The 19688-nt window shown below is 45.9% G+C and carries 17 protein-coding genes, 1 riboswitch and 1 other annotated feature; all 17 genes read right to left on the reverse strand.

Features of this window, described 5'->3' with window-relative positions; genetic code table 11:
* Positions 1-9 precede the first annotated feature (9 nt).
* Complete coding sequence (cysP, locus tag BSI_RS11280) at positions 10-1074, reverse strand: sulfate permease (protein ID WP_003238644.1); 1065 nt, start codon at positions 1072-1074, stop codon at positions 10-12.
* 11 nt (positions 1075-1085) lie between these two features.
* Complete coding sequence (locus BSI_RS11275) at positions 1086-1787, reverse strand: phosphoadenylyl-sulfate reductase (RefSeq protein WP_003238646.1); 702 nt, start codon at positions 1785-1787, stop codon at positions 1086-1088.
* A gap of 162 nt (positions 1788-1949) precedes the next feature.
* Positions 1950-2055: riboswitch (SAM riboswitch) on the reverse strand.
* A 144-nt stretch (positions 2056-2199) separates the two neighbouring features.
* The gene (gene pyrE, locus BSI_RS11270; protein ID WP_003238648.1) at positions 2200-2832 is read right to left on the reverse strand and encodes an orotate phosphoribosyltransferase; all 633 of its coding nucleotides are present in this window, start codon (positions 2830-2832) and stop codon (positions 2200-2202) included.
* Positions 2829-3548, reverse strand: coding sequence for an orotidine-5'-phosphate decarboxylase (gene pyrF, locus BSI_RS11265; protein WP_003238649.1), 720 nt, complete (start codon positions 3546-3548; stop codon positions 2829-2831). Before pyrF ends, pyrE begins: the two co-directional genes overlap by 4 nt.
* Positions 3517-4452 carry a dihydroorotate dehydrogenase gene (locus BSI_RS11260; RefSeq protein WP_003238650.1) on the reverse strand — a complete coding sequence of 312 codons (936 nt, stop codon included), beginning with the start codon at positions 4450-4452 and terminating at the stop codon, positions 3517-3519. The genes pyrF and BSI_RS11260 overlap by 32 nt, the downstream gene beginning before the upstream one ends.
* Positions 4452-5222: a dihydroorotate oxidase B electron transfer subunit gene (gene pyrK / locus BSI_RS11255; protein WP_003238651.1), complete on the reverse strand. Its 771-nt coding sequence runs from the start codon at positions 5220-5222 to the stop codon at positions 4452-4454. Before pyrK ends, BSI_RS11260 begins: the two co-directional genes overlap by 1 nt.
* Positions 5219-8434 carry a carbamoyl-phosphate synthase (glutamine-hydrolyzing) large subunit gene (carB, locus tag BSI_RS11250; protein ID WP_003238652.1) on the reverse strand — a complete coding sequence of 1072 codons (3216 nt, stop codon included), beginning with the start codon at positions 8432-8434 and terminating at the stop codon, positions 5219-5221. The genes pyrK and carB overlap by 4 nt, the downstream gene beginning before the upstream one ends.
* The gene (locus BSI_RS11245) at positions 8419-9513 is read right to left on the reverse strand and encodes a carbamoyl phosphate synthase small subunit (protein WP_003238653.1); all 1095 of its coding nucleotides are present in this window, start codon (positions 9511-9513) and stop codon (positions 8419-8421) included. Before BSI_RS11245 ends, carB begins: the two co-directional genes overlap by 16 nt.
* Positions 9510-10796: a dihydroorotase gene (gene pyrC, locus BSI_RS11240; RefSeq protein ID WP_003238654.1), complete on the reverse strand. Its 1287-nt coding sequence runs from the start codon at positions 10794-10796 to the stop codon at positions 9510-9512. The genes BSI_RS11245 and pyrC overlap by 4 nt, the downstream gene beginning before the upstream one ends.
* Positions 10780-11694: an aspartate carbamoyltransferase catalytic subunit gene (locus BSI_RS11235; protein WP_003238655.1), complete on the reverse strand. Its 915-nt coding sequence runs from the start codon at positions 11692-11694 to the stop codon at positions 10780-10782. The genes pyrC and BSI_RS11235 overlap by 17 nt, the downstream gene beginning before the upstream one ends.
* Before the next feature lie 145 nt (positions 11695-11839).
* On the reverse strand, positions 11840-13147 hold the full coding sequence (gene pyrP, locus BSI_RS11230; RefSeq protein WP_019258351.1) for a uracil permease PyrP: 1308 nt from the start codon (positions 13145-13147) through the stop codon (positions 11840-11842).
* 173 nt (positions 13148-13320) lie between these two features.
* Positions 13321-13866 carry a bifunctional pyrimidine operon transcriptional regulator/uracil phosphoribosyltransferase gene (gene pyrR / locus BSI_RS11225; protein ID WP_003221477.1) on the reverse strand — a complete coding sequence of 182 codons (546 nt, stop codon included), beginning with the start codon at positions 13864-13866 and terminating at the stop codon, positions 13321-13323.
* Positions 13867-14048: 182 nt separating this feature from the next.
* Positions 14049-14960: an RluA family pseudouridine synthase gene (locus BSI_RS11220; RefSeq protein WP_003238658.1), complete on the reverse strand. Its 912-nt coding sequence runs from the start codon at positions 14958-14960 to the stop codon at positions 14049-14051.
* A 1-nt stretch (position 14961) separates the two neighbouring features.
* Positions 14962-15426, reverse strand: coding sequence for a signal peptidase II (gene lspA / locus BSI_RS11215; RefSeq protein ID WP_003238660.1), 465 nt, complete (start codon positions 15424-15426; stop codon positions 14962-14964).
* A gap of 102 nt (positions 15427-15528) precedes the next feature.
* Positions 15529-15903 carry a sporulation-related RNA polymerase-binding protein YlyA gene (ylyA, locus tag BSI_RS11210; RefSeq protein ID WP_003238661.1) on the reverse strand — a complete coding sequence of 125 codons (375 nt, stop codon included), beginning with the start codon at positions 15901-15903 and terminating at the stop codon, positions 15529-15531.
* Between the two features lie 144 nt (positions 15904-16047).
* The gene (ileS, locus tag BSI_RS11205) at positions 16048-18813 is read right to left on the reverse strand and encodes an isoleucine--tRNA ligase (RefSeq protein WP_003238663.1); all 2766 of its coding nucleotides are present in this window, start codon (positions 18811-18813) and stop codon (positions 16048-16050) included.
* Positions 18814-18865: 52 nt separating this feature from the next.
* Positions 18866-19092 (reverse strand) — a binding site (T-box leader).
* Positions 19093-19154: 62 nt separating this feature from the next.
* The gene (divIVA, locus tag BSI_RS11200; protein WP_003221468.1) at positions 19155-19649 is read right to left on the reverse strand and encodes a septum site-determining protein DivIVA; all 495 of its coding nucleotides are present in this window, start codon (positions 19647-19649) and stop codon (positions 19155-19157) included.
* Positions 19650-19688 lie beyond the last annotated feature (39 nt).

Raw genomic sequence — 19688 nt, forward strand, 5'->3', positions numbered from 1 at the left:
GATTAATGATCAGATTCCCCCGCCTTGTTCGTGGACAGAGCGTCTCTCTTTACGAATGGCCTTCGTCAGGCTGATGGCACCGCCCGCCGCTAAAAGCACGCTTACCATGATAAAGATTGAATAATAATCCTCTTTTAAAAACAAGGATACAAGCAGATAAGAAATCGATAAAGATAAAAACGGCGATACGATCCATACCTTCAGCATCGTTTGAACAACTTGTTTATGGAACACATTCGGACCGTTTTTTGCCATGCCTATTCCGATAATAGACGATGACGTGACTTGCGCCAGAGGCACCGGCATCCCAAATACAGAACTGATGATCACCAGTCCGGCTCCTGTACCGGATAAGAGAATGCCTTCTCCTTTTGAGAATCTCGTAATTTTCTTCCCGTTTGTTTCTAACACCCGCCGGCCTAATAACAGTGCGCCAAGGGAGACAAAAACTCCCCCGTACAAGGTTCCTTTCGCGACATCAAGCACACCGGCCGCTACTAATGGGCCAACGGCATTCGCCACGTTGTTCATGCCGGCAGAGAACGCTTCAAAAAATCCGGCAACTAACAAAACAATGCCAAGGATTTTTTGCTTTTTAGAAGACTTAATTTCAATCTTAAAATAGCTAAACAGCTTTGAAACAAAATAGGTGAAGCCGAAAGCAAACAGCGGGACAAAAACCCAAAACGCCACAATGACCAGAAGATTGTTCACAAACAATACTTTGTAAGCCACTCCCACTCCGACAACCGCGCCGACTGTTACTTCACTTGTCGACAATGGAATGCCGAGCAGATTAGCCGTAAAGAGCGACAGCGCAGCGGCTCCAATAATGATGCAAACAATCGTCAGTGTAATCGTCTGCTCGGGGATAATGCCGGAGCTGATGGTTTTTACAACCTCGCCCCCGCCAATGACCGCCCCGGCCAGCACACCGACTGCACATATGATCAAAGCGTAGGTTTTCTTTTTGATGGCTCCAGAGCCGTAAGCAACTCCCATCGAAGCTGCAGCGCCGCTTGCACCGATATTCATCGCGAAAAACAAGCTAAATAAAATAGCGGCTAATTCCATTTTGCAGCTCCTTATTCATGCAATCCGCATTCTGTTTTCGCCATACCATTCCATCTGCCTGAGCGTAAATCCTCTGCGGTAAAAGCAGGAGCGGTACAAGGTGCGCAGCCAATGCTTGGATATCCTTGGTCATGAAGCGGGTTGTAGTCCAGCTCATTCCGGGATGTGTATCTCCAAATGTCTTTCCAAGTCCAATGGATAAGCGGACATACTTTTACTGATTTGAATTTTTCATCTTTGTTTAAGAAATTCGTATTGGCACGGCTTGGCCCTTGATCGCGGCGCAGACCGGAAAGCCAGGCCGGATGCCCTGAAAGCGCCTCTCTTAAAGGAACGACCTTTCTAAGATAGCAGCACTGATTCGGCTCTCTTTCCCACAGTTTGTCACCATATTCTTCGGCTTGCTCCTCAAGGGTAAGATCTGGCTTTTTCAGGATGATATTAAGACCCGGATAACGCTCTTTCACTCGCTCAATTGTTTCATAGGTTTCTTTAAAATGAAGTCCTGTATCAAGAAACACAATCTCTGCGTCTTTTTTCACTTTATAAATTAAGTCAATCAGAACGATTCCCTCAATTCCGAAACTGCAGGCATAAACAAGCTGATTGCCGTAATGGCCGTATGCCCACTTTAAAACTGACAGCGCTCCTTTATAAGGATCGTCTTCCGGAAATGTAATCGTTGGTTCCTCCCAATTATCGTACGTTAACATTTCTTCTTTCCTCCTTTCGGAGACAAACAAACAGTAGCTTTCTGCCGGTTGTCTTTTCCCAATTGTAATGTGGTGCGGCTGCTGATATCGCAAACAGCCTTTTTTCCTCTTAAAATAAAAAACTTTCAATCCGGCGGAAAGAAAGACAGGAACAGCATGTAGCCCTTATCTTTCAAAATGGAATTCATTTTGCTGGAAGTAGCACCTTACACACTGTGCAGGTTGCCGGGCTTCATAGGTCCAGTCCCTCAGCCGCTCTTGATAAGTTTTTAGATTTGTAGTAAATTTTAGCACAATTCTAACATAAGTCAACCCGACTTTTTTTATAGGATTAATAAAAAAACAGGCCTCTAGGCCTGTTTTCACGCACAGCAAGGCTTTGAAGCCCCTGTGCATCACCGGAATTTATTTTTTATTTTTTAAACCAATCTTTTGACTCGGGATTTCGCTTCCACGTTTGCAGCTTTTTTAGATCGTCCGAATGAATATTTCCGTTTTCAAGCGCGACCTCTGTCAGCGTATCATAATCAGTTAATGAGTAGTATGGCAGCTCTGCCTTCGCAAACGCTTCCTGCGCTTTAGGAAGCCCGTACGTAAAGATTGAGACAACTCCAAGCACCTCACAGCCAGCCGCTTGTAAAGCTGCCGCAGCTTCAAGCACGCTGCCTCCTGTGGAGATTAAGTCTTCAATGACGACCGTTTTTTGGCCTTTTTGAACAGCTCCCTCAATCTGATTGCCTTTTCCGTGCGCTTTCGGCTTGCTTCTCACATAACACATCGGAAGATTCAAACGGTCAGCCGCCAGAGCAGCATGAGGAATACCGGCTGTTGCTGTTCCCGCAATCATTTCAGCTTCAGGAAAATGCTCTTCGACAAGCTTGCTGATGCCTGTGGCGACATCATTTCTGACCTCCGGGAAAGATAATGTAAGGCGGTTGTCACAGTAGATTGGCGATAAAATGCCGCTTGCCCATGTAAATGGCTCGTTTGGGCGTAAAAATACAGCTTGGATGTCTAATAGATGTTTTGCGATGATTTGTTTCATTGTTTGATTCCCTCCCATTCGAGTCTGACAGCTTCATAGGCTTTTACCGGGTCTGCCGCTTTTGTAATCGAGCGTCCTACCACAATCGCTGATGAACCTTTCTTTCTTGCAATTGCAGGTGTTGCTACGCGGATCTGGTCATTCGCAGCGTCCTCTGACATCCTGATCCCCGGAGTGACAGTCAGAAATGAAGGCGAAACCGCTCGGTAAATGGCTTTTGCTTCATGAACAGAGCAGACCACTCCATCCAGTCCGCTTTCTTCCGCCAGTTTGCTGTAGTGCACAACCGTGTCGATCAGAGGCTTTTGGATCAGCAGTTCATCTTTCATCATTTGTTCAGATGTGCTTGTCAGCTGGGTTACCGCGATAAGTGACGGGCGTTTTTTTCCAGCCGGCGTACCTTCTTCTAAACCTTCCAGAGCTGCTTGCATCATTTTTTTGCCCCCGGCCGCATGAACATTGACGAGGTCTACTCCGAGACCGGCAAGGCGCTTCATCGCTTTGTTTACAGTGGTCGGGATGTCATGAAGTTTTAAATCTAAAAACAGTTCGCAATTTCTTTCTTTTAGCTGTTTAACTATGGATGGCCCTTCTTGATAAAAAAGCTCCATTCCAACCTTTACAAATAACGGTTCTTGCTGAAAAGGCGCTAAGAATGCAAGTGTTTCTTCAACTGATGCAAAATCAAGCGCGATGATGGGCAGGTTGTTTTTCATGATTCCAGCTCCTTCCAATGCATTCTTCAATTGATTGATAGCCGTATTGGCGCAAAACAGCAGGGAGCTGTTCAATGATGTCTGGACATGCAAAAGGATTCACAAAGTTTGCTGTTCCGACTGCGACCGCGCTTGCTCCCGCGAGAAGAAACTCCAGTGCATCTTCAGCCGTCTGCACGCCTCCCATACCGATAATCGGGATATTGACAGCCTGGCTGACTTCATACACCATGCGAATGGCAACCGGCTTCACAGCAGGGCCGGAAAGTCCCCCTGTTTTATTCGCTAATATCGGCTTGCCTGATTTTAAATCGAGCCTCATGCCGATTAATGTGTTGATCATCGTAAGACCATCCGCTCCCGCCTCTTCGATCGCTGATGCAATTTCTGTGATATTTGCCACGTTCGGGGAAAGCTTCACATAAACGGGCACATCTGAAACCTCTTTAACCGCTTTCGTCAAATCGGCAGCCATTTCAGGGTTCGTGCCAAAAGCGATTCCGCCTGTTTTCACATTCGGGCAGGAAATGTTCAATTCAAGTGCATGAACATTAGGCGCTTTGCTGATATGCTTCGCGACTTCAACATAATCCTCGACTTGAGAGCCTGCGACATTGGCAATGATCGGCGTATCAAACTGCTCAAGCCACGGCAGCTCATTTTGCAAGACGCTTTCCAGCCCCGGATTTTGCAGACCGATCGCATTGAGCATTCCAGCGCCAGTCTCAGCTACCCTAGGGGTCGGATTCCCGAAGCGAGGCTCTTTTGTCGTAGCTTTGATCATGATTGCTCCGAGACAAGACAAATCATAAAAACGCGCAAACTCTTTTCCAAAACCGAAGCAGCCTGATGCAGGAATGATCGGGTTTTTCAAATCAAGCCCAGGTAATTTCACCTCTAGCATTACAGCGCCACCTCCTGAGCTTTAAATACAGGCCCGTCGAGACATACTTTTACGTAGGATGTCTCACTTTCGTTTGTATGGCACACACACGCGAAGCATGCGCCGATTCCGCAGCCCATTCGTTCCTCCATAGACAGGTAGACTTCTTTATGGGCATATTCCTGTTTTAACGCCTTCAGCATCGGTGTCGGCCCGCAGCTGAGGAGGATGTCAAACTCTAGATTTTTCTGTTTAATTACATTTGTAACAAACCCAGTTTCCCCATAGCTTCCGTCAGCTGTTGCCACATACGTGTCTCCGTACTGCCGGCACTCTTCTTCGTAAAAAACATCCTTTGCTGATTGAAATCCTAAAACGTGTATGACCTTGACCCCTTTTTCGTTCAAGCGTTTCGACAGCTCTTGGAGAGGCGGCACACCTACACCGCCTCCTACCAGCAAAGCCGTCTTTCCGGGTTGGACTTCATTGACCGGAAAGCCATTTCCCAAAGGCCCGAGGACATCTACAAGCTCTCCCTGCTGCTTTAGCGACAAGAGCCTTGTTCCTTCCCCATCTACTCGATAAATGATGGTCACTTCATTTTTTTCAAAGTTGACGTCGGCGATGCTGATCGGCCTTCTCAAAAGAGGCGTAACCGCTTCGCTCACTTTAAGATGAAGGAACTGTCCCGGGGTTGTAAACCCTTGGACAAGCTCCCCTTTCAGAACCATTTGATACACCCGGTCTGCAATTTGCTGGTTAGAACATACTGTCAAATACGCTTTTTTCATATAGTGACTGCCGCCTCCTGATTTGTATTGACTGCCGGCATTTGATCAGCACGGAATGTCATGCTTTCCAGCACTCGCAATATCGCTTCTGCCGTATCTAAAGATGTTAAGCAGGCAACACCGTTTTCTACTGATTCACGTCTGATTCTAAATCCGTCTCGTGCAGGCTGCTTTCCTTTTGTCAGCGTATTGATGACAAACTGCGCTTCTCCGTTTCTGATCACATCAAGCAAGTTCGGGCCGTCCTGGCCGATTTTTCCGACGACCTTCGCTGGAATTGAAGCTTCTTTCAGGTAACCTGCCGTTCCTTCCGTGGCTAAAATGTTGTAGCCGATCGCATGGAACCGCTTAGCGATGGCTAGCCCTTCTTCTTTGTCTTTGTCAGCCACTGTTAAAAGCACGGAACCGTAGTTAGGGATTTGAATGCCTGAAGCAATCAGGGCTTTATAGAGCGCCTTTTCAAGGGTAGAATCTTTACCCATGACCTCACCTGTTGATTTCATTTCAGGCCCTAACGTAATGTCCACTCTTCTCAGCTTAGCAAAGGAGAAGACCGGTGCTTTTACAAATACACCTTGCTGTTCAGGCTGAAGGCCCTCTGTATAGCCAAATGCAGCCAGCTTTTGACCGAGAATGATTTTTGTTGCGAGATTCGCCATTGGGATACCTGTAATTTTGCTTAAGAACGGTACGGTTCTGCTTGATCTCGGATTCACTTCGAGCACGTACACTTCGCCTTTTGACAAGACGAATTGAATATTGAGCAAACCGACAATGTTCAGCCCTTTCGCTAGTGCGATCGTGTACTGTTCAATTTTTTTCTTAATGTCCTCTGTGAGAGACTGAGGCGGATAAACAGCGATTGAGTCTCCGGAGTGAACGCCCGCACGTTCAATGTGCTCCATAATTCCCGGGATTACAACTGTTTCACCATCAGATACTGCATCCACTTCAATTTCTTTCCCAGTTAAATATCTGTCAATTAATACTGGGTGCTGCGGATTGATTTTGACTGCGTTTTTCATGTAATGAAGCAGTTCTTCCTCATGATAAACAATCTCCATTGCCCGGCCGCCTAGTACGTAGGAAGGGCGCACCAGCACCGGGTAGCCGATGTCACTCGCGATGCTTACCGCCTGATCAACTGATGTCGCTGTTTTGCCAAGCGGCTGCGGAACGCCAAGTTCTCCAAGCGCTTGTTCAAATTTATCCCGGTCTTCCGCGCGGTCTAAATCTTCTAATGAAGTCCCAAGGATTTTGACTCCGCGTGCAGAAAGCTCGTCAGCCAGGTTAATGGCAGTTTGTCCGCCGAATTGTACGACTACGCCCACCGGCTGTTCGAGGTCAATGATATGCATGACATCTTCAATTGTAAGCGGCTCAAAGTACAGCTTGTCTGAGATGCTGAAATCTGTTGAAACGGTTTCCGGATTGTTATTGACAATAATGGCTTCATAGCCTGCTTGTTTAATGGCCCACACAGAGTGAACAGTCGCGTAGTCGAACTCAACACCCTGACCGATTCGAATCGGACCGGAACCAAGCACGATCACACTTTTCTTATCCGTAACGACAGACTCATTTTCTTCTTCGTATGTGCTGTAGAAGTATGGCGTTTCTGATTCAAATTCTGCCGCACATGTATCTACCATTTTGAAAACCGGCGCAATTCCCGCTTGTTTTCTCAAGCTGTAAAGCTCCGATTCTTTCATTTCCCACTCACGGCTGATGTACTTATCAGAGAATCCGAGTTCTTTTGCCCGTCTCAGCACATCCGTATCGCCAGCATGTGCCTTCAATTCTTTTTCAAACTGTACGATTCCGAACAGCTTATGCAGGAAGAAGACATCGATAGCGGAAAATTCATGGAGCTCTTCTACCGTGTAGCCTCTTCTGTATGCTTCAGCTAAGTAGAATAAGCGTTCGTCACCGGCCTTTTTAATTCGTTTTTCAAGAAGCTCATCGGAAATGTCAGCAGCGTCTTTCAATTCCAGATGATACACATCCGCTTCCAGGGAACGTACAGCCTTCAGCAATGACTCTTCAAGCGTGCGGCCGATCGCCATGACCTCTCCTGTCGCTTTCATTTGCGTGCCGAGCTTTCTGTTTGCTGATTCAAACTTATCAAACGGCCAGCGCGGAATTTTGGATACGACATAGTCAAGAGCCGGTTCAAATGCTGCATATGTTTTTCCTGTCACCGGGTTCATCATTTCATCTAATGAAAGGCCGACTGCGATTTTAGCAGCGAGCTTTGCAATCGGATATCCCGTCGCTTTTGATGCAAGAGCAGATGAACGGCTGACACGCGGGTTTACTTCAATAATGTAGTATTGGAAGCTGTCTGGATCTAAAGCGAGCTGTACGTTACATCCGCCTTCGATTCCAAGAGCGCGAATCAGTTTTAACGATACATTCCGCAAGAGCTGATATTCGCGGTCGCTGAGCGTTTGGCTCGGCGCGACTACAATACTGTCTCCAGTGTGGATTCCGACTGGATCAATATTCTCCATGTTACAAACGACAATGGCGTGATCCTGGCTGTCTCTCATGACTTCATACTCGATTTCTTTATAGCCGGCGATGCTTTTCTCAAGCAGACATTGATGCACCGGGCTTAATTTTAAGCCGTTCTCAACAATTTCTTTCAGTTCAGTTTCATTCGAGCAGATGCCTCCGCCTGTTCCGCCTAATGTATATGCCGGGCGGACAATGACAGGGAAACCAATTTGACTGACGAAGTTTTCAGCTTCTTCGAGAGAGTGGATGATCTCACTTTCAGGCACCGGTTCATTCAGCTCATTCATCAGTGTTCTGAACAAGTCGCGGTCTTCAGCCTGCTGAATCGCAGACAGCTTCGTGCCAAGCACTTCAACGCCGCATTCTGCCAGGACGCCTCTTTCTGAAAGCTCAACCGCAAGATTCAAACCGGTTTGGCCTCCGAGAGTGGGAAGAATGGCATCTGGGCGTTCTTTTCTGATGATTCGTGTCAGGAATTCAGGTGTGAGCGGTTCGATGTAAACCCGGTCAGCCATTTCTGTATCTGTCATGATCGTGGCAGGGTTTGAGTTGACAAGGATGACTTCATAGCCTTCTTCTTTCAAAGCAAGGCAGGCTTGCGTTCCCGCATAGTCAAATTCTGCTGCTTGGCCGATGATGATCGGTCCGGATCCGATTACTAAAATTTTGTTAATGTCTACGCGTTTTGGCATACCGCTTCCCCTTCTTTCTCTGTTGTTTCGATCATTTCAATGAATCTGTCAAATAGATGGTTGGCATCCTCAGGACCAGGCGAGGCTTCAGGATGGTATTGAACTGTGAATGCCGGCAGTGTTTTATGCTTCAGCCCTTCAATCGTATCGTCATTAATTGCGATATGTGTCACTTCCAGTTCTGTTTCGTTGATGGATGACACTGTATAGCCATGGTTTTGAGATGTTAAGGCGACTTTTCCGGTAGCCAGCTCTTTTACCGGGTGGTTTGAGCCTCTGTGGCCGAATTTCATTTTCTCAGTATTCGCCCCGCACGCCAGCGCGAATAATTGGTGGCCAAGACATATTCCGAATAATGGCACTTTTCCGAGAACACCCTTAATCATTTCAATCGCTTCAGGCACATCTTTTGGATCCCCAGGTCCGTTAGAAAGCATGATGCCGTCCGGTTTCAGCTGAAGCACTTCTTCCGCTGTAATGTTGTAAGGCACAACGATAACGTCACATTTCCGTTTGTTCAGCTCTCTTAGAATTCCGTGCTTCATGCCGAAGTCAACCAAGACAATGCGTTTGCCTCTTCCCGGGCTCGGATATGCTGTTTTGGCTGATACTTGGGATACTTGATTTCTCGGCAGTTCAGTTTCGTTCAGCCTTTTCAGCACTGCCTCGATATCTTCATCAGGTGAAGCGAATGTTCCTTTTAGCGCGCCTGCCGTGCGAATCATTCTTGTCAGCTTTCTCGTATCAATTCCCTGCAATCCCGGAATGTTTTTCATTTTTAAATATTCGTCCAATGTGTATGCTGAACGCCAGTTTGAAGGCAGTTCACATAATTCTTTGATGATCAGCCCTTTCACAAAAGGGGTAATGGATTCAAAATCATCACGGTTAATGCCGTAATTTCCGATAAGCGGGTACGTTAATGTTACAATCTGCCCGCAGTAAGAAGGATCAGATAAAATTTCCTGATAGCCTGTCATCCCAGTGTTAAAAACGACTTCTCCCACGCTGTGCTCTAAGCTTCCGAAGGCTTCTCCCTCGAATACCGCTCCGTTTTCCAGTACTAATCGTCTCTTCATTTGACAAGTCTCCCTTCTTCATAAGCAAGCTTTCCTGCCGCAATTGTAGCGACCGGCCAGCCGGTGCAGCTGATGCCGTTGAATGGTGTATTTTTTCCTTTTGATAAAAATGTCTCTTTGTCTATAACTGCTTCTTTTTCCAAATCGATTAACGTAATGTCAGCGACTTGCCCCGTTTGTAATGTTCCGTATGGGAGACCGAACGCTTCGCATGGTTTGATTGTCATGTAGTCAATCAGCTGTTTCAGCGACCAGCTGCCTTTTTTGACAAAGTGTGTGTATAGAAGCGGAAACGCTGTTTCTAAGCCGACAATTCCGAATGGCGCCAGCTTCATGTCTGTGTTTTTCTCTTCTTCTGTATGCGGCGCATGGTCTGTTGCGATAAAATCAATTGTTCCGTCTAAAAGACCTTCGATTAAAGCGGCTCTGTCTTCTGCGCTGCGGAGCGGAGGATTCATTTTATAATTTGTGTCCAGCCCCGGGATGTCCTCATCACAAAGCAGCAAATGATGCGGTGATACTTCTGCTGTCACTCTGATTCCTGCTTTTTTCGCATCGCGTACGACTCTGACAGACTCTTTCGTGCTGATATGGCATACATGATAATGGCAGTTTGCCGCTTCAGCCAGCAATACATCGCGGGCAATATGGACCGATTCACACACAGAAGGAATGCCATTGAGACCGTTCGCTTTGGAGAATGTCCCCTCATGAACGCTTCCTCCGTAAATTAAGGAGTTGTCTTCGCAATGCGCAACAATCGCTTTGTCAATTGCAGCTGCCCGTTTCATCGCTTCATACATCATTCCTGCTGTCTGTATACCGACGCCGTCATCTGTGAAAGCAAATGCCCCGGCTTCTTTTAAAGCTTCAAAGTTTGTCATTTCACTGCCGATTTGTCTGATCGTAATAGATGCATACGGAAGAACTCTGACGCATGATGTTTCTTTAATACGGTTTTGCACCCATTCCATCTGCTCCTTCGTATCAGGAACAGGCCGCGTATTCGGCATTGCTGCTACTGTTGTATAGCCGCCGCGCGCTGCTGCTTTTGCGCCGGTTTCAATGGTTTCTTTTTTCTCTCCGCCCGGCTCTCTGAAGTGTACGTGGAGATCAACAAATCCAGGTGAAACAAGCAATCCTTTTGCATCAATTACTGTTTCTTCATCCGCTACATCAAGCTTGCCGATTTCAGAGATGATTTCTCCTGTCACTCGAATATCCGCTTCTGTTTTTTCACCATTTTTGTTAAGTATCCAGCCGTTTTTAATGAGATATGACATACGCTGCTTCTCCTCTTTTCACATTGGTTTGTAAGGCACGCTGTATCACTGCCATTCTGATAAATACGCCATTTTGCATTTGCTTAAAGATTCTTGATTTTTCGCTTTCGACTAAGCTGTCATCAATCTCGACTCCTCTGTTTACCGGAGCTGGATGCATAATGATCGCATGCTGCTTCATACGTTCAGCCCGTTCTGCAGTCAAACCGTACTTGTTTAAATAGCCGTCCTGGCTGACAGCGGACTGATGTCTTTCATTTTGAATGCGCAGCAGCATGACGACATCGGAAGACTCAACTGCTTCATCCATTGAGACATATGTGCCGAATGTATTTTCTTCATCCTGCCATTCCGAAGGACCGGAAAACAGGACTCGGGCACCCAATCTTGTCAAAACTTCTGCATTTGATCTAGCCACTCTGCTGTGCTTGATATCGCCGTGAATGGAGACGGTAAGCCCTTTGAACGTATTGAACTCTTCATAAATCGTCATTAAATCAAGCAGTGATTGTGTCGGATGCTGGCCGCATCCGTCTCCCGCATTCAGAATCGGGATATTCACCTGGCTGACAAGCTCTTTATAGTACTCATCCTCACTGTGCCTGATGACGCACACGTCCGCACCAATTGATTCGAGCGTCCGGATGGTGTCGTATAAGGTTTCGCCTTTTTGCACGCTTGTGCTTGTTGCATCAAGGTTGAGCACATTCATACCCAGCTTTTTTTCTGCGATCTCAAAGCTGAACCGCGTTCTCGTGCTCGGTTCAAAAAACAGGTTCGCTACAAATTTCCCCGTAAGCCAATTGTCTGTTTTTCCGCCTTTTAGGTCTTGTGCTGTTTGAAGCAAATCTTTGATTTCCTCAATACTGAGTTCGCTCATCGTCGTTAAATGCTTCATGTTTTTTCCCCTCTCATTTCAACTTTAAGGCTGAAAAAAACCCCGGTCTTAGATAGACTCGGGGTATGGTTAAATAGAGGGCAGCATTGAAGCTTCCTTCTCTTCATAACCCTTCCAAGCCTCTCTGGACTTTCTTTAAAAGGTTTTAGATATGATGTTGTTCAGATGTATCTGCCTGCTCTTCCTTCGGCTGTGGAAGAATCAGGTTTAAGATGACACCGACTATTGCTGCAAGCGCCATTCCCGACACTTGGAATCCCCCTTGAGACACTTGGATAAATGCGCCTCCTACACCGATCACAAGGATAACTGATGTAATAATGAGGTTTCTGTTGTTTTCATAATCAATTTTGTTGTCAATCAGCATTCTCAGACCGCTCGAAGCGATGATTCCGAACAGCAGGAAGGAGACGCCTCCCATGACCGCTGACGGCACTGAACTGATCAGCGCTGAGATTTTGCCAATAAAGCCGAAGCAAAGGGCAATCACTGCCGCGCCGCCGATGACAAAGACGCTGAATACTCTTGTGATGGCCAGCACGCCAATGTTTTCCCCGTAAGTCGTTGTCGGCGGACCGCCGATCAGGGAAGCAAGGATTGTCGCCACGCTGTCCCCCATAATGGAGCGATGAAGCCCCGGCTTCTTAATGAAATCTTGTCCGACGACTTTGCTCAGCACCATTTGATGGCCGATATGCTCTGACATTGTCACAAACGCGACGGGAACCATTGCCGCTGCGATGCCGAGTGTTACTGACGGTGAATAGTCTTTGAACGGGATGATAAATTCAGGCACTGCAAACCATTTCGCGTCAAGCACCGGCTGGAAGTTGACAATCCCTTGAGTAAGGGCGAACAAGTATCCGCCGATAATTCCGATCAAAACCGGAATCAGGCTTAGAAACCCTCGCAAGAAAATCGCGCAAATAATCGTGATGGCCAGCGTAACTCCTGCGACACTGAAGTGCTTTAAGCTGTAGACCAATTCACTCGCGTTCGGATCAGCGTACATCGCCATGTTTACCGCAGTACTTGCCAGACCCAGCCCGATGACGATAATAACAGGGCCTACGACTACAGGCGGGAGAATCTTCATCAGCCAGCCTGTTCCAAGCTGCCTGATCAATAAGGCAATCAGCCCGTACACTAACCCTGCAAGAAACGCCCCGACCATTGCCGCTCCCGGCCCGCCGGTCGCTTTTACCAGTATGATTGGAGAAATAAAGGCGAAGGATGAACCGAGATACGCCGGAATTTGCCCTTTCGTTATAAGAAGGTAAGCAAGTGTCCCGATGCCGCTTGTCACCAATGCCACAGCAGGACTCATTCCGACCAGCTTCGGAACCAAAATCGTTGAGCCAAACATGGCAAACAAATGCTGCAGGCTGAATGAAACCCAAGAGAAAGGTGTCGGGACATCCCTGACTCCTAAATTTACTTTTTTCTTACTCATGATGATTTCCCCCTGATTGTTGACTTTCATTTTAGGATGACTCAATGACTGTATAAAAAAACCTCTTTGCTATTTTTACGCAAAGAGGCATACAAAGACCTGCCGAATACTTTCGGGACTTTGTTGTGCACCTCTTTGCAACCTCTCTGGATTGCCTTTAAAAAGGTGATCTATTATTCATTTTCATAAATGGCGACGAGATCGTTTTGATCTACCTCATCAAGCTGAACCATAACCTTTTCAGCTTTTGATGTGGGAATGTTTTTCCCGATATAATCCGCTCGGATCGGCAGCTCCCGGTGTCCTCTGTCAACAAGCACAGCCAGCTGAATGGAGGAAGGTCTGCCTACATCAACAAGCGCATCCATACCTGCTCTGACCGTTCTTCCGGTGTACAGGACATCGTCAACGAGAATGACTTTTTGATCTGTGATGTCTACCGGAATATCTGCACCTTTCACAAGCGGTTCTTCGTTGCTCGTTTTTTTGGAAAGATCGTCTCTGTAAAGAGTAATATCAATTTCACCAACTGTTACAGGATTCCCTTCAATCTGTTCGATTCGTTCTGCAAGGCGTTTTGCCAAGTAAATCCCTCTTGTCTTGATGCCGACAAGGATGCAGTTATTCATTCCTTTATTGCGTTCAATCATTTCATGAGCAATCCTGGTCAGCGCCCGTCTGATTGCCTGTTCGTCGAGAATGACAGCTTTTTGATTCAATGTGTGACACCTCACAGTTCATATAGAAGAAAAAACCCCTCCTGCCAGAGCATAGAGGGGTTTTAGGACAAGGTGCGCGCATATACACGCATCCCGTCTATCCGTTATCCTTCTCAGCCTCTCTGGACTGTTTTAAAGAATCTATTCAGCTCCGTTTATTATTTCAGAAAAGAAACAGTCTGTCAACCGTTTTTTCTGAGGTTTTCGATTAATTCTGCCATATCCTCCGGGAGCGGCGCTTCAAATTCGACATATTCACCGGTACGAGGATGATCAAAACCTAAAATTCCGGCGTGAAGGGCCTGGCCGTTAAAATCGATCGTTTTTCTTGGACCGTATTTTGGATCGCCTGCTAATGGAAATCCGATATATTTCATATGAACACGAATTTGATGCGTTCTCCCTGTTTCAAGCTGGCATTCTACCAACGTAAAATCCTGAAAACGCTCAAGCACATGAAAATGAGTGACGGCGTTTTTGCCATCACGCGTCACAGTCATGCTTTGACGGTCTTTCTTGTCTCGTCCGATCGGTGCATCAATTGTGCCGTCATCGTGAGAAATAAGCCCGTGGACAACTGCCGTATATTTCCGCGTGACCGTTTTGTTGACCAATTGGTTCACGAGAGACTCATGCGCCATATCATTTTTCGCTACCATTAATAAGCCGGACGTGTCCTTATCGATTCTGTGAACGATCCCCGGACGCATCACGCCATTTATTCCGGAAAGGTCCGTGCAATGAGCCATAAGGCCGTTTACAAGCGTACCCGTAAGATGCCCAGGGGCTGGGTGCACAACCATTCCGCGAGGTTTATTGACGACCAGCACATCCTGGTCTTCATAATAAATATCCAGATCCATAGGTTCTGCCAGCACGTCGAGCGCTTCCGGCTCAGGTACGGTGACGGTCACCTGATCACCCGGCTGAATTTTATAATTCGATTTTACAGGGCTTCCGTTCACGACAACTTGTCCGTCTTTCACCCATTGCTGCACCTGGGTTCTCGACCAATCATTTTCAGTCGATGCCAGAAATTTATCAATCCGCTCACTTTTTTGTTCTTCTGAAGCGGTTATATCAATTTGATTCATGCTATTGCTCCTTTTTCTTTTTCCCGCTGTCCAACAGCATTTGTATAAATAAAAGCATTACGCCGACACATAGTGACGAGTCCGCGATGTTAAAAATCGGGTAATTATAATCCACAATAATAACATGGATAAAATCCACAACTTCCTGTCTGACAGCCCGGTCGATGAAGTTGCCGATGGCACCGCCAAGCATAAGTCCGAGGGCCACGCCAAGAAGCCTTTGTCCTTTTGTATAACGCTGTATGTAATAAACAATGCCAATAATAACCGCGGTTGTAATGAGGTAGAAAAACCACATCTGACCGGCTAATATCCCCCATGCAGCACCCGTATTGCGATGGGAGGTGATATAGAATACCTGATCAATGATCGGAATGCTTTGTCCCAGCTCCATGTTTTTAACAACAAGCCATTTTGTCAATTGATCGGCTGCAATAATAAGTAGTGCAATCACATAATACAGCACAAACGTTCCTCCAGTTTACGGTTACTTTAATCCATTATGCATTTTATCAATAAAAAGCACTGGAGTAAAGAAATATCAGGCATATAAACTGGCCAGACACTGTTATTCATACAGTGCCTGACCATATTCGATATCGGTTGATTTCCACAGCGGAAGCGTTTTTTTTTCGAATTGGACAGAATAAAGAAAATCGTTTGCTGTTCGGGCAGTCGGCAACACCGCCAGTTTTGAAAGAGGAATGGGAGCCCCGGTTTCTTCACAGTATCCGAATGTGCCGTTTTCGATTTTGGACAATGCGAGGAGAACGTCTTGTAGCTCTTCTTTAATGTGATAGATCAGAGTTGCTTTTTGTTTATGATTGATTGCTGCTTGCGGGCTTGTTGAAACCTGAAAGCAAGAATACTCAAATAATCTCGACTGTAATTCTTCTTTCATCAGAAGAAGTTCCGTATAAATTGCGGTCAGTTGATCATTCATTCATCACAACTCCTGCTCTTAACGTAGTACCTATAGTGTTGCCTGTGAATGATGATCTAAAGCCCATAAGATTTTTCCTGCCGTTCTAAACGATGTCACTCTTGGCACAAAAAAAGCCCGGCTTTAACGCCGGACTATTTTTCATTATTTTTGATAGTATTTTTCAACGATTTCTGCGTTTCGCAGTGAAAGTGTAGGGTATTTCGGATTCGCGCCTACATCTTTTGAGATCACACGGGATCTCTCACACATTTCGCCTTCCGCTTTCTCGACAGCAATTTTGCCTGTCTCGAAGCTTTGCGCATCGTTCGGCGCTTCATTTTCTTCGCTGATCGTTAGTTCAGAAACAATAAACAGCTGAGAAAGATTTTCTTTAATGGAAGCCAAGAGCTCTTGGTTTTCTTTGTTTGGATACAATTTCAGGTTCGCTTCCAATGATTTACCGATAATTTTTTCATTCCGCGCAGTTTCTAATGCTTTTAGTACATCATCACGAATAGCCATAAAGCGGTCAAATTTATCTTCTGTCGCTTCGCTGTTTGGAACCGCAATTGTTTCCGGCATGTCTGCCAGCTGAACGCTTTGCTCTTCGACAAATGTTAAATGAGACCATAATTCGTCAGCCGTATGAGGAAGAATCGGCGCTGAAAGCTTCACTAATGCAAGAAGTGTTTCATAGAATACTGTCTGCATGCTGCGTCTATCCGGATGATCCGCATGCTCGATGTACACAATATCTTTTGCGAAATCAAGATAGAATGAGCTCAATTCGATTGTGCAGAAATTATGGATGCTGTGATACACAACCGCAAATTCGTACTCATCATACGCTTTTTTCACTTTATCAATCAGTTTGTTCAGCTTAATCAGCATATACTGATCCACTTCGCGAAGATCTTCGACAGCCACCGCATTCGTTTTTGGATCAAAATCGAATAGGTTGCCGTGAAGGAAACGGAACGTATTGCGGATTTTACGGTATACTTCAGCAACCTGCTTCAGAATTGCGTCAGACACACGAACGTCCGCCTGATAATCAACTGAAGACACCCATAATCTCAAGATGTCGGCACCGAGCTGTTTCATGACTTTAGCTGGAACAACGACGTTACCGATTGATTTACTCATCTTGCGTCCTTCTCCATCCAGTGCAAATCCATGGCTGAGCACTCCTTTATATGGCGCTTTTCCTGTTACGGCTACTGCTGTAGAAAGAGATGAGTTAAACCAGCCGCGGTATTGGTCTGATCCTTCTAGATATAAATCAGCCGGGCGAACGAGGTCTTCACGTTCTTCAAGCACCGCTTGATGGGAAGAGCCTGAATCAAACCAAACATCCATGATGTCCTGTTCTTTTGTAAATGTGCCGTTAGGGCTGCCAGGATGCGTAAAGCCTTCCGGAAGAAGATCCTTCGCTTCTTTTTCAAACCAAATGTTTGAGCCGTGCTGTCTGAACAATTCAGAAACATGTTCAATGGTTTCATCTGTAATAACCGGTTCTCCGTTTTCGGCATAAAATACCGGAATCGGAACACCCCACGCACGCTGTCTGGAAATACACCAGTCTCCGCGGTCACGCACCATGTTGTGCAAACGCTGCTCGCCCCATTCAGGAACCCATTTGGTTTCTTTAATGGCATCCAGCAGGTCTGATCTGAAATCTTTAATAGACGCAAACCATTGCGCTGTCGCTCTGAAAATGGTTGGTTTCTTTGTTCTCCAATCGTGCGGATAAGAGTGAGTAATGAATTCAAGCTTCACAAGCGCGCCTTTTTCATCAAGCTGCTGTGTGATCGCTTTGTTCGCATCATCATAGAACATGCCTTCAAAGCCAGGAGCTTCACTTGTCATTACACCTTTTTCATCAACTGGGCAAAGCACATCTAAACCGTATTTTTGGCCGATGATAAAGTCATCTTCTCCGTGTCCGGGCGCTGTATGAACACAGCCTGTTCCGGCATCAGTTGTTACGTGCTCGCCTAGCATAACGAGTGAGTCTCTGCCATAGAGCGGGTGTTCAGCGATAATGTTCTCAAGGTCTTTCCCTTTAATCGTTCTTGTCACTTCATATTGATCAAATCCGCATGCAGATGCAACATTTTCAACTAAAGCACTTGCTACGACAAAGCGGTCTTCACCAACTGCAACCACGCTGTACTCAAGATCAGGGTGCACTGAAATTCCGAGGTTCGCCGGAATTGTCCAAGGCGTTGTTGTCCAAATGATGATACGCTCGCCGTTTTCAAGAACGCCTTTTCCGTCTTTCACACCGAAAGCAACGTAAATAGATGCTGAACGTTTATCTTGATATTCGATCTCAGCTTCAGCCAAAGCAGACTCACTTGAAGGTGACCAGTTAACCGGTTTAAGGCCTTTATAAATGTAGCCTCGTTTTGCCATCTCACCAAATACGCGGATTTGTTGCGCTTCGTATTCCGGTTTTAATGTCACATACGGGTTTTCCCAGTCACCGCGGACACCAAGGCGTTTGAACTGCTCACGCTGCCCCTCGATTTGCTTCCAGGCGTACTCTTCACACAGCTTGCGGAATTCCGCTACTGACATTTCTTTGCGGTTGACTTTTTTGTTTTTTGTAAGAGCTGTTTCAATCGGCAATCCATGTGTATCCCAGCCTGGTACATACGGCGCGTTGTAACCGCTCATTGATTTGTAACGGACAATGAAATCCTTCAAGATCTTGTTAAGCGCGTGGCCCATATGGATGTCGCCGTTTGCATACGGAGGTCCGTCATGTAAAACAAATTTCGGGCGGTCTTTCGTCCGTTCCTGCACAAGACGGTAGATATCCTGTTCCTCCCATTTCTTTTGAATGTCAGGCTCACGGTTTGGCAAATTTCCTCGCATCGGGAAATCTGTTTTCGGCATTAAGAGCGTGTCTTTAAAATCCATTTTCATTCCTCCACTGCATTTTTTCAGAAAATAAAAAAAGCCCTCTCATCCCATAAGGGACGAGAAAGCTTATCTCGCGGTACCACCCTTTTAGAAAAAGCCAGCATACGCTTTTTCCTCTCGAGCATCGTAACGTGATGAACGTCCTAACCTACTGTAAGTTCAGAAAGGAAACTTAAGGGCTGATCTACATGATTCCGGCCATCCCGGGCTCTCACCATCTCCGGGTCGCTATGAAGGCCTGAAGGAAACATGACTGTCCCTTTCAACCGTCTTTTCATCTGAATTTATGAACGTATTATATTCGACAAGCTAAGATAATGTCAAGATAATCAGAGAATTTATTCCTTTTCCTCAAATACCGCGTCGACTTCATACTCAAGCAGATGATCCCAATCGTCATTTTTCAGAAGATCGAGCTGTGCTTCAATCAGCATTTGGAAACGTGTTCTGAAAACTTTAGACTGTTTTTTCAGCTCTTCAATTTCCATTGCAATTTTTCTTGATTTTGATAAAGATTCGTTGATAATGCGATCAGCGTTTTTCTCCGCTTCCCGAACGATCAGCTTTGCTTCTTTTTGAGAATTGCGTTTTACGTCTTCAGCCGCTTCTTGAGCAACTAAAATCGATTTATTCAGCGTTTCTTCAATATTGGCAAAGTGTCCGATTCTTTCATCAAGTTCATTGACTTTCGCTTCAAGCTCAGTTTTCTTACGGAGAACAATTTCATAATCTTTTCTGACTTGCGCTAGGAATTCATTTACTTCATCTTCATCATATCCGCGAAAGCTTTTTGTAAACGTCTTGTTGTGAATATCATTTGGCGTTAATGGCATGATGCCACCTCCATTTTTACATTTCAGTACGGTTATCTA

The sequence above is a fragment of the Bacillus inaquosorum KCTC 13429 genome, from assembly GCF_000332645.1.
GTDB lineage: Bacteria > Bacillota > Bacilli > Bacillales > Bacillaceae > Bacillus > Bacillus inaquosorum.